Origin of the sequence: Sulfitobacter sp. THAF37, assembly GCF_009363555.1 — a bacterium.
In the GTDB taxonomy this organism is placed as follows: Bacteria; Pseudomonadota; Alphaproteobacteria; order Rhodobacterales; family Rhodobacteraceae; genus Sulfitobacter.
Map to the genome: position 1 here is coordinate 19559 of NZ_CP045377.1, position 15609 is coordinate 35167.

At 65.7% G+C, this 15609-nt stretch carries 14 protein-coding genes and 2 riboswitches; of the genes, 7 read left to right on the plus strand and 7 right to left on the minus strand.

What is annotated here, in order from left to right; all coding sequences use genetic code 11:
* Nucleotides 1-10: 10 nt before the first annotated feature.
* The 4 genes from FIU94_RS19965 (at nucleotide 11) to FIU94_RS19980 (ending at nucleotide 4803) form a co-directional block, all read left to right on the plus strand.
* Nucleotides 11-283 carry a DUF2160 domain-containing protein gene (locus FIU94_RS19965; RefSeq protein WP_152467567.1) on the plus strand — a complete coding sequence of 91 codons (273 nt, stop codon included), beginning with the start codon at nucleotides 11-13 and terminating at the stop codon, nucleotides 281-283.
* Between the two features lie 78 nt (nucleotides 284-361).
* Nucleotides 362-2083 carry an ABC transporter substrate-binding protein gene (locus FIU94_RS19970; RefSeq protein WP_152467568.1) on the plus strand — a complete coding sequence of 574 codons (1722 nt, stop codon included), beginning with the start codon at nucleotides 362-364 and terminating at the stop codon, nucleotides 2081-2083.
* A 78-nt stretch (nucleotides 2084-2161) separates the two neighbouring features.
* Nucleotides 2162-3649 (plus strand): glycerol kinase GlpK, encoded by a 1488-nt coding sequence (gene glpK / locus FIU94_RS19975; protein ID WP_152467569.1) that lies wholly within the window; start codon nucleotides 2162-2164, stop codon nucleotides 3647-3649.
* A gap of 2 nt (nucleotides 3650-3651) precedes the next feature.
* Nucleotides 3652-4803, plus strand: a complete 1152-nt coding sequence (locus tag FIU94_RS19980; RefSeq protein ID WP_254702716.1) for an iron-containing alcohol dehydrogenase — start codon at nucleotides 3652-3654, stop codon at nucleotides 4801-4803.
* 33 nt (nucleotides 4804-4836) lie between these two features.
* Here the strand turns inward: FIU94_RS19980 and FIU94_RS19985 are convergent, their stop codons facing one another.
* Both FIU94_RS19985 and FIU94_RS19990 read right to left on the minus strand, forming a co-directional pair.
* A complete protein-coding gene (locus FIU94_RS19985) occupies nucleotides 4837-6912 on the minus strand; it encodes a pyrroloquinoline quinone-dependent dehydrogenase (protein ID WP_152467571.1) in 2076 nt (691 codons plus the stop codon).
* A complete protein-coding gene (locus FIU94_RS19990) occupies nucleotides 6909-7307 on the minus strand; it encodes a glucose dehydrogenase (protein WP_152467572.1) in 399 nt (132 codons plus the stop codon). The genes FIU94_RS19985 and FIU94_RS19990 overlap by 4 nt, the downstream gene beginning before the upstream one ends.
* Before the next feature lie 233 nt (nucleotides 7308-7540).
* Nucleotides 7541-7657, plus strand: a riboswitch (TPP riboswitch).
* 99 nt (nucleotides 7658-7756) lie between these two features.
* On the opposite strand from FIU94_RS19990, the gene thiC reads away from it, so the two are divergent.
* The 3 genes from thiC to thiE all read left to right on the plus strand — a co-directional run bounded on the left by thiC (nucleotide 7757) and on the right by thiE (nucleotide 10994).
* Complete coding sequence (gene thiC / locus FIU94_RS19995) at nucleotides 7757-9559, plus strand: phosphomethylpyrimidine synthase ThiC (RefSeq protein WP_152467573.1); 1803 nt, start codon at nucleotides 7757-7759, stop codon at nucleotides 9557-9559.
* On the plus strand, nucleotides 9556-10359 hold the full coding sequence (thiM, locus tag FIU94_RS20000; RefSeq protein ID WP_152467574.1) for a hydroxyethylthiazole kinase: 804 nt from the start codon (nucleotides 9556-9558) through the stop codon (nucleotides 10357-10359). Before thiC ends, thiM begins: the two co-directional genes overlap by 4 nt.
* 62 nt (nucleotides 10360-10421) lie before the next feature.
* On the plus strand, nucleotides 10422-10994 hold the full coding sequence (gene thiE / locus FIU94_RS20005; protein WP_254702713.1) for a thiamine phosphate synthase: 573 nt from the start codon (nucleotides 10422-10424) through the stop codon (nucleotides 10992-10994).
* A gap of 44 nt (nucleotides 10995-11038) precedes the next feature.
* Here the strand turns inward: thiE and FIU94_RS20010 are convergent, their stop codons facing one another.
* The 5 genes from FIU94_RS20010 to FIU94_RS20030 form a co-directional block, all read right to left on the minus strand.
* A complete protein-coding gene (locus tag FIU94_RS20010; RefSeq protein ID WP_152467575.1) occupies nucleotides 11039-11491 on the minus strand; it encodes a GNAT family N-acetyltransferase in 453 nt (150 codons plus the stop codon).
* A 164-nt stretch (nucleotides 11492-11655) separates the two neighbouring features.
* The gene (gene thiD / locus FIU94_RS20015) at nucleotides 11656-12462 is read right to left on the minus strand and encodes a bifunctional hydroxymethylpyrimidine kinase/phosphomethylpyrimidine kinase (protein WP_152467576.1); all 807 of its coding nucleotides are present in this window, start codon (nucleotides 12460-12462) and stop codon (nucleotides 11656-11658) included.
* Nucleotides 12459-12830: an NUDIX hydrolase gene (locus tag FIU94_RS20020; RefSeq protein ID WP_368407154.1), complete on the minus strand. Its 372-nt coding sequence runs from the start codon at nucleotides 12828-12830 to the stop codon at nucleotides 12459-12461. The genes thiD and FIU94_RS20020 overlap by 4 nt, the downstream gene beginning before the upstream one ends.
* A 112-nt stretch (nucleotides 12831-12942) precedes the next feature.
* Nucleotides 12943-13062, minus strand: a riboswitch (TPP riboswitch).
* Nucleotides 13063-13210: 148 nt separating this feature from the next.
* Nucleotides 13211-13846, minus strand: coding sequence for a glutathione S-transferase family protein (locus FIU94_RS20025; protein ID WP_152467578.1), 636 nt, complete (start codon nucleotides 13844-13846; stop codon nucleotides 13211-13213).
* Nucleotides 13847-14044: 198 nt separating this feature from the next.
* Nucleotides 14045-15508, minus strand: a complete 1464-nt coding sequence (locus tag FIU94_RS20030; protein WP_152467579.1) for a M81 family metallopeptidase — start codon at nucleotides 15506-15508, stop codon at nucleotides 14045-14047.
* Nucleotides 15509-15609: the final 101 nt, after the last annotated feature.

Genomic DNA, 15609 nt, shown 5'->3' on the forward strand with positions numbered 1-15609 from the left:
GGACCTGAACATGGACTGGATGGCTTGGACATGGCCGACCGCGATCTTCTTCATCATCATCGCGTCGCTGCTGATCACCTTCACCTTTCTCGCTATCAAGTTTCCCGAAACGCCGCGCCGTGGCGTTCTGGGCATGGAGACGACGCGCGGCGATCGTCTTTTCATCACACTTCTGGGCAGCGCCTTTATCAATCTGGCATGGCTCGGAATTGTCGGGGCAAACCAGCCGTATGCCCTGATTGTCTGCCTTGTCTATGCAGCGGCGGTGTTTCGCTGGGTCTAGACAATGTGGTTCGACCGCCGCCGGGCTGTCGTCCGGCTGCATAAGATCAAGCGTAGTTTCGAAAACTGGGAGGAAAAGATGAAACTCAATCTGAAATCAAGTACCGCCGTTGTGCTGGCACTTGGCATGTTCAGTGGTCCGGCTTTTGCCGACATGGACGCGGCCAAGGCATTCCTGGACGAGGAAATCGGCGATATGTCGGCGCTCAGCCGTGCAGATCAGGAAGCGGAGATGCAATGGTTCATCGACGCGGCAGAGCCTTATCAGGGCATGTCGATCAACGTCGTGTCGGAAACCATCACCACCCATACCTACGAAAGCCAGGTGCTGGCACCCGCCTTTACCGCGATCACCGGGATCCAGGTCACGCACGACCTGATCGGCGAAGGCGACGTGGTCGAAAAGCTTCAGACGCAGATGCAGTCGGGCGAAAACGTCTATGATGCCTATATCAACGACTCCGACCTGATCGGCACGCATTGGCGCTATCAGCAGGTGCGCAACCTGACCGACTGGATGGCGGGCGAAGGCGCGGACGTGACCAACCCCGGCCTGGACCTGGCCGACTTCATCGGCACCGATTTCACCACGGCGCCGGATGGCAAGCTGTACCAGCTGCCAGACCAGCAGTTCGCGAACCTCTACTGGTTCCGCTACGACTGGTTCAACGACGACAAGAACAAGGCCGACTTCCAGGAGGCTTACGGCTATGAACTGGGCGTTCCGGTCAACTGGTCGGCCTACGAGGACATCGCCGAATTCTTCACCGGGCGCGACCTGAGCCACATGGGTGTCGACGGCGAAGTCTTTGGCAACATGGACTACGGCAAGAAGGACCCGTCGCTGGGCTGGCGCTATACCGACGCCTGGCTGTCGATGGCCGGTGCCGGATCCAAGGGCGAGCCGAACGGCCTGCCGGTGGACGAATGGGGCATCCGGGTGAACGACCAGTCGCAGCCCGTCGGGTCCTGCGTGGCCCGTGGCGGCGCGACCAACGGCCCCGCGGCGGTCTATGCCGTGACCAAGGCCATCGAGTGGCTGGAAAAGTACACGCCCCCGGCAGCCGCGGGCATGACCTTCTCCGAAGCCGGCCCGATCCCGGCGCAGGGTAACGTCGCCCAGCAGATGTTCTGGTACACGGCTTTCACCGCCGATACCGTCAAGGAAGGTCTGCCCGTGATGAACGAGGACGGCACGCCCAAATGGCGCATGGCCCCCTCGCCGCACGGCGTATACTGGGAAGAGGGCACCAAGATCGGGTATCAGGACGTGGGGTCGTGGACGTTGATGAAATCGACGCCCGTGGACCGCGCGCAGGCGGCATGGCTCTATGCGCAGTTCGTCACCTCCAAGACCGTGGACGTGAAGAAGTCCCATGTCGGCCTGACCTTCATCCGTGAATCCACCATCCAGCACGAAAGCTTCACCGAACGTGCGGACAAGCTGGGCGGTCTGGTCGAGTTCTACCGCTCGCCCGCCCGTGTGGCATGGTCGCCCACCGGCACCAACGTCCCGGACTACCCCAAGCTGGCGCAGCTTTGGTGGCAGAACATCGGTGACGCCATGTCCGGTGCCAAGACCCCGCAAGAGGCGCTTGATGCCCTTTGCGCGGATCAGGAGCGGGTGATGGAGCGTCTGGAACGCGCAGGCGTGCAGGGCGACATCGGACCGAAGCTGAACGAGGAAAGGGACCCGCAGGAGTGGCTGTCGATGGAAGGCTCGCCCAAGGCGAAGCTGGAAAACGAGGACGAAGAGCCCAAGACCATCTCCTACGATGAGCTGATCAAGTCCTGGGAATAAGTCCCCATCATGATACCTGTATGGGGGGCGCAGGCCCCCCATGCCATTTCAAAGACTTTCCAATCTGCCGGACACGATATGAAATACGTTCTTTCCATCGACCAGGGCACCACATCCTCCCGCGCGATCCTGTTTGACGAAGGCCTGAACCTCCACGCCACCGCGCAAGAGGAGTTTCCCCAGATCTTTCCGCAATCGGGCTGGGTCGAACATGACCCCCGCGACCTCTGGGCGTCGACCGCCGGAACCTGCCGTCAGGTCATCGAACGGGCCGGGATCGACGCAAAGGATATCGTCTCCATCGGCATCACCAATCAGCGTGAAACCACTGTCGTCTGGAACCGCAGGACCGGCGAACCGGTGCATAATGCCATCGTCTGGCAGGACCGCCGCACCGGCGACTTCTGCCGCACCCTGCGCGAGGCAGGCCATGCCGAGATGTTCGCGGACCGCACCGGACTGCTGCTGGACCCCTATTTTTCGGCGACCAAGCTGAAATGGATCCTCGACAACGCCGAGGGCGCGCGCGACGCCGCCGCAAGGGGCGAGCTGCTGTTCGGCACGGTCGATACCTATCTGATCTGGAAGCTGACCGGTGGTGCTGCGCATGTGACAGACGCCACCAACGCGGCGCGCACCATGCTCTATGACATTCGCAAAGGCCGGTGGAGCCAGACGATCTGCGACCTGTTCGACATCCCCATGAACATGCTGCCCGAGGTGCGTGACAGCGCCGCCACCTTTGGCGAGACGCGCAGCGACCTTTTCGGGCGGCCCATTCCGATCCTGGGCGTCGCGGGCGATCAGCAGGCCGCGACCATCGGTCAGGCCTGTTTTGAGCCGGGGATGCTGAAATCCACCTATGGCACCGGATGTTTCGCCCTGCTGAACACCGGCGATACCCCGGTGCGGTCGCAAAACCGGCTGCTGACCACCATCGCCTACCAGCTCGACGGCAAGCCGACCTATGCGCTGGAGGGGTCGATCTTTGTGGCCGGGGCGGTCGTGCAATGGCTGCGCGACGGGCTGAAGATCATTCGCGAAGCCTCCGAGACGCAACCGATGGCCGAGACCGCCGACCCTGCGCAGGACGTTGTGCTGGTTCCGGCCTTCACCGGTCTCGGCGCGCCCTATTGGAACCCGGACTGCCGTGGCGCGGTCTTTGGCCTGTCGCGCAATTCCGGGCCAAAGGAACTGGCCAAGGCGGCGCTGGAAAGCGTGGGCTATCAGACCCGCGATCTGCTCGAAGCGATGCACGCCGACTGGACCGGGCAGGGGGCCGATCCGGTCCTGCGTGTCGACGGCGGGATGAGCGCCTCGGACTGGGCGATGCAGTTCCTGTCCGACATCATCGACGCCCCCGTCGACCGTCCGCAGGTGCTGGAGACCACGGCGCTTGGCGTTGCCTGGCTGGCGGGGATGAAAGCGGGCGTGCTGCCCGACCGCGATGCCTTTGCCAAGGGTTGGGCGCTGGACCGGCAGTTCGAGCCGTCGATGGACCCGGCGACCCGGGACCGCAAGTACGCCAACTGGAAGCGTGCGATCAATGCGACGCTGGCCTATTGAAGGTGACGTCAGCGGCACGGCACTTCGCCATTTCCTGCCCGACGGCGGTGCATTTCGGCACCGGGCGTTCGGCGGATCTGCCCGACCTGCTGGGGCCGGGGTCCGCGCGGATCCTGTTCGTTCAGGGCGGCAGCGGTCGGGCGGCGGCACCGGTTCTGGCCACGCTGCGCCGCGCGGGTTATGACATCACCGTGATCTCCTGCGGGGGCGAGCCGGGGATCGGCGACGTCAATGCGGCGCTGGCTGGGCTCGACCCGCCGACCCATGTCATCGCATGCGGCGGCGGCGCGGTCCTGGACATGGGCAAGGCGCTGGCGGCACTGGCCGAACACGGCCTGACCCTGCCAGAGGATTTCGCCGATCTGCCGCCGCTGCCCGCGCGGCGCGACATCTCCCTGATCGCGCTGCCCACCACCGCCGGGACCGGGGCGGAGGTGACAGCCAACGCCGTGATCGACGTGCCCGCGAAAGGCGCCAAGATCAGTCTTCGGGGGGCGGCGCTGATCCCCGACATCGCCGTGGTCGATCCTGCGCTTGCGCAATCGGCCCCTGCGTCCGTCACGCTCGCCTCCGGTCTCGACGCCGTGACCCAGGTCATCGAAAGCTACACCTCCAACGCCGCAACCCCGTTCACCACGGCACTGTGCGGCCCGGCGATCCCGCTGGGCCTGCGGGCGTTGCGCGGGGTCGTCGATGCGGCGGACGACCCCACCGCGTGGGAGGACATGTGCTGGACCAGCCTGTCCAGCGGCCTCGCGCTGGCAAACTCCGGGCTGGGCGCGGCGCATGGTCTGGCCTCTGTCCTCGGGGCGCGACTGGGTGCCCCGCACGGTGCGCTTTGCGGCAGGCTTCTGGTGCCGACCCTTCGGACGAACCTTGCACACGCCGACGCGGTGCCCGAGGTACGGGACCGGATCAGGTATTGCATCGCGGCAATCGACGCGGCGTTTCCTCCTGCGGCAGGCATGGGTCCGCTGTCCGGGTTCGAGCAGTGGATGAACGACCGGGGGCTGCCCCGGTTGTCGGCGCATGGGCTGGCGCTCGGTCACATCGAAGATCTGGCCGCACAGGGCAGCGCCGCGTCCTCAAGCCGCAAGAACGCTGTGCCACTGCCCGCCGAAGGCTACGTCGCAATCCTGTCGGACGCCTTTTAGGTCGGCCGCGCGGCGCCAGACGGCGGGCGCGGGTCACTGCTTGGGCAGGGCCCAGGCGATCACCTCGTCGCCCACAGGGGTTTCCATGAAATGGTGGCCCATGGCCGTCACCATGACATACTGGCGCCCGTCCACCTCGTAGGTGATGGGGTTGGCCTGACCACCGGCGGGCAGCACGGTGGACCACAGGGTCTCTCCCGTTTCGATGTCGATGGCGCGGAACAGGTTATCCGTCGCGGCGGCGATGAACACCAGACCACCCGCCGTCACCACCGAGCCGCCGTTGTTCGGCGTGCCGATGTCGAAGGGCAGCATCGACGGAATGCCGAACGGTCCGTTGCGGCGCGCGGTGCCCAGCGGGCGGTCCCACAAGGTCTTTCCGGTCGCAAGGTCGATGGCCCGTATCCCGCCATATGGCGGACGGGTGCAGGGCACGCCGGTCACGTCGTTGCGCCAGCCCGCATTCACATTGATGCCATAGGGCGATCCGGCCTGCGGATCGGCGGCGCCTTCCGCTTTCGCGCCGGTCTTGCCCCCGGCCTGCTGTTCGTTGATCGGCTGCGAGGTGACTTCGTCCCGCGGCACAAGCCGGTTGTAGTTGGGCACATCGTTGTAATTGGCCACGATGATCCCGCGATCGGTGTCCACCGCGACCGACCCCCAGTCGGACCCGCCATTGTAGCCCGGATACTGGATCCAGGGTCGTTCAGTCGAAGGCGGGGTGAAAAAGCCATCGTAGTTGGCCCGCTGGTACTGAATGCGGCACCACAGCTGGTCGATGGGGGTGAAACCCCACATGTCCTTTTCCTCCAGCCGGGGCTTTCGCAATGTGTGCCATTCGCTGACCGGTTGCGTATCCGAAATGAAGTCTGGTTCGACCTCGCCTTTCGGAAGATCGGTCAGTTCCCCCACCGGGGTCAGTGGCGCGCCCGTCTCGCGGTTAAGGATGTAGATGTCGCCCTGCTTGGACGGCAGCAGCACCGCAGGCGTCCCCTCGTAGTCCAGCAATGTCGCCTGTGAGCCGAGGTCGTAATCCCAGACATCGTGCCGCACGGTCTGGAAATGCCAGACAGGCTCGCCCGTGGTGGCATCGAGCGCCACCAGCGACGACGCATATTCGCTCTCTGCGTCGGACCGGTTGGAGCCGTAATAGTCGACCGAGGAATTGCCCATCGGCAGGTAGACATATCCAAGCTCCTCGTCGGCGACAGCCGTGGTCCACATGTTCGGCGTGCCGCGGGTATACACCTCGCCCTCGGGCGGGCCGTTGCGGTTCTGCTCCGGCGCGGCAAGGTCCCATGCCCAGGCCAGTTCGCCTGTCACCGCGTCGTAGCCCCGGATCACGCCCGAAGGCGCGTCTTCGGCCTGGCCGTCCTTGACCTGCGCCCCGGTCACGATGACCCCGCGCACGATGGCCGGGGGGGCGGTGACGGCATACCAGCCCGGAACGCGTTCGCCGATACCCTGCCAAAGATCGACGGTGCCATTCTCGCCGAAGCCCTCGCAGGGGCTGCCGGTGGCAAGGTCCACCGCGATCAGCTTGGCATCCAGCGTCCCCTGGATCACGCGGGTTGCGCAGGGATCGTCGTCGCCGGCGTCGGGATCGGTGTAGACCGACACGCCCCGGCAGGTGGCGCCATAGGGGATCGCCTCGTTCGGGACGCCGGGGTCGTAACGCCAGTTTTCTTCTCCGGTGGCCGCATCGACCGATATGAGGATGTTCATCGCGGAACACATCACCAGATCGTCGCCGATCTTCAGCGGTGTGACCTCGGGCGAATATTTTCCTTCCGCCGTGCCCTCCGGCAGGTCGCCGGTGTGAAAGGTAAAGACTTCTTCCAGTTGCGCGACGTTTTCAGGGGTGATCTGGTTCAGCGGGGAATACCGCGTGGCCTGCGCGTCTCCGCCCCAGAAGGGCCAGTCCGCGCCGACCTCCCGCTGTGGCCGCGCGGCCCTGTCGTCGTCTGCTGCCCCCGAGGGTGGCAGCTGGTCCGACTGTTCGACTGTCGCGGGTGGCGTGGCGGGATCGGGCGACTGAGCCTGCTGCGCATGCAGCGAAAGCGCGCCGACCAGCAAGGCGATAAGGGCGGAAGAGATAAGACGCATCATGTGGAACCTGCCGATGTGAATGTCTTGGAAGCGTGGCGCGACAGCGCGGGAATGCACAGCAGTACGAAGATGAGGATCAATGTGGGTGCCACGAGGCGCGGCACCTGCGCCCACCAGTCGGTCCCGACCTCCCACCACGCCCAGATCACGGTGCCGATCCAGACCGCGAGATAGACCCAGACCGCCCCCATCATGTACCGGTTAAGCAGGACACCGGTCACAAACAGACCCAGGCCAGCCAACCCGTAATACCAGCTTCCACCGAGCAGGATGAGCCACGTCCCCAGGCAAAAGATCAGCGCCCCGAGCAGGATGCTGATCCAACCTAATATCTTGACCCCCCAGACGGTCCTGTGACGGTCCGGATGATTGGGCAAAGCTGTCGTGTCTGGCATGAAACCTCCAATGACATGGAAGAGGTTGGGGCGGGGATTCAATTATCCTCGTGAGCAGAACGATCTCTCATCGGCATCCGTTCCATGCCGAACAGGTTTTTTCCACTTCCGGCATCAGCGCATTGTCGCTCAGGCCGACATCGGCCCGCCGAAAGAAGCAGCGGGAAGGCAAGGCGCACAAGCCTCCCGTCCGGCTGCCGTTGACAAACCCGGTGTCCCCGGCGCAGTCTGGCCCCACTCACCCGGGGGGTCCCGACAAGGGGCTGAGATACTGCTGGCGCTTGCAGCGCAGTGACCCGACGAACCTGATCCAGTTCACACTGGCGTAGGGATGGTGCACCGGCTGCATGGGCGCAGGGCCCGACATGTCTTCGACATTTGTGCTGCCGTTTCCTCCATTCGACGCGGAACTGGGTCTCCAACGCTTATGGCCATGGAGGCTCCGACCGATGAAAGACCTGACCCCAACCGTCACCACCGGGCCGCTGCCCGCCTCGCGCCGCGTCTGGCACGCGGGCGAGCGGCACCCCGAGATCCGCGTGCCGATGCGCGAGATCGACCTGCACCCCACGGCGGGCGAGCCGCCCGTCACCGTCTACGACAGCTCCGGCCCCTATACCGACCCGGAGGCCGAGATCGTCCTCGACCGGGGCCTGCCGCGCCTGCGCGAGGGCTGGATCGCGGCCCGTGGCGATACCGAGACCTACGCGGGCCGCGACACGACTCCCGCCGACAACGGCTTTGCCGAGGGGGCGCGGCTGGTGCCGGAATTCCCCGTCCGCAATCCGCCCCGTCGCGCAACGGAAGGCCGGGCCGTCACCCAGATCGCCTATGCCCGTGCCGGGATCGTGACGCCGGAAATGGAATTCGTCGCGATCCGCGAGAACCTCGGCCGCAAGGCACAGGCCGTGGCGCTGGCGCGGGACGGCGAAAGCTTCGGCGCGGCGATCCCGGACATCATCACCCCGGAATTCGTCCGCGACGAGATCGCCAGGGGCCGGGCGATCATCCCCGCCAACATCAACCACCCCGAGGCCGAGCCGATGGCGATCGGGCGCAATTTCCTCGTCAAGATCAACGCCAACATCGGCAATTCCGCCGTGACCTCCTCGATGGCGGAAGAGGTGGAAAAGATGGTCTGGGCCACGCGCTGGGGCGCGGATACGGTTATGGACCTGTCGACGGGGCGCAATATCCACAACATCCGCGACTGGATCATCCGCAACAGCCCGGTGCCCATCGGGACCGTGCCGCTGTATCAGGCGCTGGAAAAGGTCGATGGTGTGGCCGAGAACCTGAGTTGGGAGGTCTTTCGCGACACGTTGATCGAACAGGCCGAGCAGGGGGTGGATTATTTCACCATCCACGCAGGGGTCCGGCTGCACATGATCCCGATGACGGTGAACCGGGTCACGGGGATCGTATCGCGCGGCGGGTCGATCATGGCCAAGTGGTGCCTGCACCATCACCGCGAAAGCTTTCTCTACCAGCATTTCGACGAGATCTGCGACATCGCGCGGGCCTATGACGTGTCCTTCAGCCTCGGTGACGGGCTGCGCCCCGGCTCCATCGCCGATGCCAACGATCAGGCCCAGTTTGCGGAACTGGAGACGCTTGGAGAACTGACCCAGATCGCCTGGGCCAAGGACTGCCAGGTGATGATCGAGGGGCCGGGCCATGTGCCCATGCACAAGATCAAGGCCAATATGGACAAACAGCTTGCGACCTGCGGTGAGGCGCCCTTCTACACGCTCGGGCCGCTCACCACGGACATCGCGCCGGGGTATGACCACATCACCAGCGGCATCGGGGCGGCGATGATCGGCTGGTTCGGCACCGCGATGCTGTGTTACGTGACGCCCAAGGAGCACCTCGGGCTGCCGGATCGCGACGACGTCAAGACCGGTGTGATCACCTACAAGATCGCGGCCCATGCGGCGGATCTCGCCAAGGGGCATCCGGCGGCGCAGGCCCGCGACGATGCGCTGAGCCGCGCGCGGTTCGAATTCCGTTGGGAGGATCAGTTCAACCTCGCGCTCGACCCCGAAACCGCCCGGTCGATGCATGACGAGACCCTGCCGAAAGAGGCCCACAAGGTCGCGCATTTCTGTTCGATGTGCGGGCCGAAGTTCTGCTCCATGCGGATTTCCCACGACATCCGCGCCGAGGCGCAGAAGGACGGCATGGAACGCATGGCCGAGAAATTCCGTGAAGGCGGAAAGCTGTATATCCCGCTGGAGGACAAGACATGAGCCAGAGACCCGAAACCCTGCTGAAGGCCCTGCGGGACGAACCGCCGCTGGTGCAATGCATCACCAACTACGTTGCGATGAACATCGCCGCCAACGTGATGATCGCCGCCGGGGCCTCGCCCGCGATGGTATCCGACGCCGAAGAGGCCGAGGAATTCGCCGGCATCGCCGGGGCGCTGACAGTCAACATCGGCACGCTCAGCGCGCCCTTCGTCGAAGGGATGCGCGCCGCGATCCGGGGGGCGCAGAACGCGGGGCGGCCCTGGGTGCTGGACCCTGTCGCCTGTCAGGCCACCGGCTACCGGCGACGCATCTCGGCCGAACTGGTGGCGCTGGGTCCGACGATCATCCGGGGCAATGCCTCGGAAATTCTGTCGCTGGCGGGCGAGGCCAGCCGGGGCCAGGGGGTCGACGGGCGCGACGCCGTCGAGGCGGCGCAAGAGGGCGCGCGGCTTCTGGCACGCTCCAGCGGGGCGGTGGTCGCAGTAACCGGCGCGGTGGACCATGTGACCGACGGCAACCGCGCGGTGCGGATCGAGGGCGGCTCGCCCTTCATGCCGATGAACACCGCGCTTGGCTGTTCGCTGACCTGCCTCTGCGGGGCCTATGCGGCGGTGGCCGAAGATCCCTTTGACGGTGCGGTGGGCGCGCTGGCCCATTTCGCGGTGGCGGGGACGCAGGCGCATGCGGGCGCCGCGGGGCCGGGCAGCTTTGCGCCACGGTTCCTCGATGCGCTGACGGCGGTCACGCCGGAGGCGTTGGCCGACGTGGTCATCCGCGACGCGGCGGTGCCCGCGTGAGGCGATGTCCTGACCTCTCGCTCTACCTCGTGCTCGATCCCGGCCTTTGCGCCGGGGTCGGCATGGTGGAAACCGCCCGCGCCGCCGTGGCGGGCGGGGCGACAGCGGTGCAACTGCGGGACAAGACGGCAGACACCGCGCAGATGATCGAGACGGGTCGCGCGCTGAAGACCGCGCTGGCGGGGACCGGCGCGGTGCTGATCGTGAACGATGATGTAGAGACCGCCGTCGCCATCGGGGCTGACGGGCTGCACATCGGGCAGGGCGACATGGCGGTGGCCGAGGCGCGCGCGCGGATCGGCGCGGCGATGCTGCTGGGGCTGTCGGTCGAGACACCCGCGCTGGCCGCCGCCGCCAATCCGGCGCTGGTCGATTACATCGGCGCGGGGCCGGTCTTTGCCACGCGGTCGAAGCTCGATCACAAAACGCCAGTGGGCTTTGACGGGTTGGCGGCGCAGGTCGCGGCCAGCCCCGTGCCCGCCGTGGCCATCGGCGGGCTGAAGGCCCACCATGTGGCGCAGGCCTTCAGCGCAGGCGCTCAGGGCGTCGCCGTGGTGTCCGCGATCTGCGGCCAGCCCGACCCCGAAGCCGCCGCGCGTACCCTGAGGCAGAGGATCGACCGCCAACCGGCGTGAACAGGGCGTAGAGGCGGGCGGCGAAAGCCGCCCGACCGTGCGGGTCAACCGGCCCAGACCATATGCGCATTCTCATGCGGCAGGCCTTGGTCGTCGTGACCCCGGCGCGAGACTTCGCCGAACCCCTGCGCGGCATAGAACCGCATCGCGGCCTCGTTGGCGGTATAGACCTCCAACGATAATTCCGCCTTGCGCGACTTGGTCCGCGCGATCAGCGCGCACCCGATGCCCTGACCCTGACGGGCCGGGGCAACGAAAAGACCGCCGATGAAGCTGTCGAGCAGGCTGATGAAACCGACGGGACGGTCGAAAAGGCAGGCCACCGTGGTGTCTGCCAGGGGTAGGTATCGGTCCTCGATCAGCCTGCGCTGCTCGGTCAGGCGCGCCCGCCCTAGAAAGGGGTGCGCCCGCAGGGAGGCGTCGAACCAGACGTCCGACAGGGGTTTGAGATCCGTCGCTTTGTCGAACGGTCGGATCACGAGGTCTGAGGTGTGCATCTGTGCTCCTCTCAAAAGAAATGACAAACAAAAGCCGTCGGCAGAATCTGCCGGTTGAGGCCCAGGGGGCGGTTCAGCTTGGGCTTCTGTGCATCAATCTCCTTCTGAGGGTGCCAGCATGTTGGACATTGTTGCGCCGAATGGCAAGACGGGGCGCCCTCGGTTCAGCGCGGCGGCCAGAGCGCGTGGAAGTGATGCACCGGGCCGCGCCCCCGGCCCACGCCCAGCCGGTCAGCCGCGGCAAGCGCCCCGTGAAGATAGGCCTTGGCCTCTCCGACAGCTTCCGGGACGGCCATCCGGGGCAACAGCGCCGCAATGGCGGACGACAGCGTGCAGCCCGTGCCGTGGTCGTTGGTGGTGGCGATGCGCGGCGCGGGAAAGGCGGTGACGCCCCCGGGTCCCGCCAGAAAGTCGGTGCTGTCGGCGCTGCCCTCCAGATGCCCACCTTTCAGCAGCACCCAGTCCGGCCCCATCGCCAGTAGATCGGGCAACGCCGCCTGCATGGCATTTGCTGTCCAGTGATCCTCACGACCCAGCAGGACCGCGGCCTCGGGCAGGTTGGGTGTGATCACCGTCGCCATCGGCACCAGCAGCGCGCGCACCGCCGCCACGGCCTCCGGGTCGAGCAGGGCATGGCCGCTCTTGGCCACCATTACCGGATCCAGCACGATCTGGCGCACCCCGTGATGACGCAACCGGTCCGCCACCACCTCGGCAATTGCGGCATTGGCCATCATCCCGATCTTGACCGCGTCGATGCGCAGATCCTCCAGCACCGCATCCATCTGATCCGCCACAAAGGCGGGGTCCAGCGCCACGAAGGACCGCACACCTTGCGTGTTCTGCGCCACGACAGCCGTGATCGCGGAACCGGCATAGGCGCCAAGCGCGGACATGGCCTTGATATCCGCCTGTATCCCCGCGCCGCCGGAAGGGTCGGTGCCCGCAACGGTCAGAACATTGGCAATCATGATCCACCGCCCGACACCAGCGCGGCTGCCTCCGCCGCGACCTCTGCGACATCACGGCTCAGCGCCAGCCCGCCCTCCTCAAGCGTGCCGAGGTCGAACCAGCGGGCCTCCAGCGCATCGTCTGCCGCGACCGGCTGTCCTGCCGTCCAGCGGCACAGGACCGCGATCAGGACGAAATGCCGGTTCAGCCCGCCGTCGGCTGCGCGGTCGAAGACATCCAGCGTCCCGAACGCCCGAAGCGGTTCGGCGGATATGCCGGTTTCCTCGGACAGCTCCCGCAGGGCGGCGGCATGCACCGTCTCGCCCAGCTCGATCTTGCCGCCCGGAAATCCCCATTTCCCCGCGTCCGGCGGATGAGCGCGTCGCACAAGAAGGACCTGGCCGCGCCTGACGACGACGGCAATGACCGCAGCGATCGGTCGATGGGGAGAAGGAGTAGATGACATAACGGCCTCTGTTGCTGAGGCCGGCAAGGGCAAGAAAACGCAGCGGTCCTGTCCCTTCGCCGGCATGATCCGGATCAGGTTCAAAGGGTCATCGCGCTGCTCAAAGGTGCCAGCGATATCTCAGCCCCTTGTCGGGACCCCCCTCGGTTCAGCGAACTGTATCACGCCACCGCGCAGGTTCAACGCATCTGCTGAAAGAGCCAGACAGCGCCGGACGGCTCTTCCTTCAGGCGCGAACCTGGCTTTGTGGTGCATTTTTTACATAATGTTGATTACCGGGCCAATAACCGCCAGCGTCGCCATCAGCACGTAGGCCGGACAGAGTTGCGGACCAGTCCCGGTTTGGTGGCGGTATAGGATGGCCGGGCGCGCAGGCGTTGCAGGCAGGCGGCCAGGTTCGGCGGCAGGGTCAATGTCTCTTCTTCCGCCCAGTGCAACACAAAGAACAGCGCCGCATCCGCCGCCGAGAAGTCCCCCAGAAGATAGTCCTTGTCGCCCAACATGTCTGACAGCAGGATCAGGCACCGCTCCACCTCCGACCTGCCATACGCCTGAATGGCCTTCTGCGCGTCGGCGTCGGTGTGGAATTTTCCGGGCATCTTCAGGAAGGTGAAACCGCGCATATGGACGGACCCGACGATGAAATCCAGCGCCTCCATCATCCGCGCCTGCCCCAGTTGGCCGCGCGGCAACACCCCGGCCTGGGGATAGGCGCTGGCCAGCCAAAGGGCGATAGCCTGGAATTCGGTCAGGACCTCACCCTCCGGCAGGCGCAGCGCCGGAACTTTGCCCTTGGGATTCAGCGCGCGGTAACGCAGCTGCCGTTGGTCCCCCAGACGCAGATCAATGCGCTCGCATTCGAATTCGGCCCCGACCTCGTTCAGCAGAAAAAGAATTCCGTTCGAGCAGCTGCCCGGAGCGTGAAAAAATGTCAGCATCTGGCGCAAGCCCCCCGGCCCCGATGGCGGCGTTCCGCGACCGCGTGGTCCCGAAAGTGGCGGTCAGCGCCCCCGGTTCGTCCCGGGTTTCGTGTATCCAGCATCGTGTCTCCTCCGCCGAAACCGTGGCGCGAAAGCATCCGACCGGGAAAGAGGCGATGTCATTTTGTTCACCTGTTGAACGCGCCTCTCGGGCCGTCACTTCGGACGTGGGTCTTCCGTCAGGGGCCAATAGTTACCGTCACGGTGTTTGAAAGGGTTCTCCGGCCCCCCGAACCGGATGGCGGTGCTGGACTGGCAGTACAGGATGTCGGCCGCGACCGGGGCAAAGCCCGCGTGGAAATGCTGCGTCGACTTCACGACCACAATGTCCAGATCTTTCACATCCAGACCGAGACCGGCAAAGGCGTCGGGGTGAAAGGTCTGCATCCGGCGGTCGATCATGGCAATGCGGATACCGCCCTCTGTCTCCACCAGGGCGGCGCGCCCGCAGGACATCCGCTGCCCCGCCACGGTGGTCTGTTGCAGATCGTCGACAACCGCCCTTACCGTGACTTCAAGGTCGATCGGCGGCCCCGAGCGCGGGCTGAATTTGCCACCGATCCGCAGGTGCAGGGCGGCGCCCTCGCCCGCCCCCACGCAGATCGCAACCGCCATCGGATCGTAGAGCAGACCCAGAACCGAACCAGTTGCGCCCGCGTCGATCAGCGCGCTGAGCAGATAGGTACTGTCCGCGCCAACCCCGGCACCGGGATTGTCCGCGACATCCGCGATGACGACCGGACCGCGTGGCGCGGCCAGCGCCGCCGCGACCGCCTCGGCCTCGTTCATCGTTTCAATCCAGGTGTCGTTGCGCAAATCCCAGATCTCGTCCGCCAGCCGGTCGGCCAGGCTCTGGGCCGCCTCCGGGTCGCCGTCGGTATAGACCAGCATCCGCGATCCCAGATCGGGCGTGTCACCCAGCTCGAAACCGTGACAAAAGCTGACCGAGAGCGCCGCGCCCTCATCCTCCAGCGCCGTCATCCCGGCGACGAAATCGCTCATCGGGGGGCTGGTCGTGTGCCAGACGGACAACATGTAGCATTCGGCGGTGGCGCCCGTTGGCCGCAGCTCTCCGCGCCGGGTGCGCAGCGCCAAAGACCACAGGTCCTCTGCCCGCGGGACGATATCGGTATGCGGATATTCCTTGTAGGGAACGATCAGGTCGGCGGCCTGCATCATGCGCTGTGTCAGGTGACAGTGAAGGTCAAGCTCGCACCCGATCACGGCGTCGGGACAGATCTCCCGGACCGCCTCCAGCAGCGCGCCTTCGCAGTCGAATTCATCCGCCGCGATCATCGCCCCGTGAAGGTTCAAGAGCATCATATCCAGTGGCCCCGCTTCGCGCAGATCGGCAAGCAGCCGATCCCGCAACTCGTGCCAGACGGGGGCGAGGGTTGTACCGCCGGGCTGTGCCGCGGCCATCAGACCCTCGATTACCTCGATCCCCTCCGCTTCGGCATTGGCGCGCCAGACATGCAGCGGCGCGGTGAAATGCTGCGGCGGGCGCTGCGTGGCCGTGCCCGCGTAGATGCCAACGGTTTCAAAATCCGACATGGTGGTGGGTACGGGACTGAACGTGTTCGTTTCCGTCGCGATTCCGCCAATGAACAACCGGGTCATGTGTCACCTTTCCATGGTTTCGGCAAAAAGCGCCAAGGCTTTGCCAAGGGCGGCCAGCACCCTATTCTCCAGCTCCGCCGCCGCCGGGAACACGCCCGCAT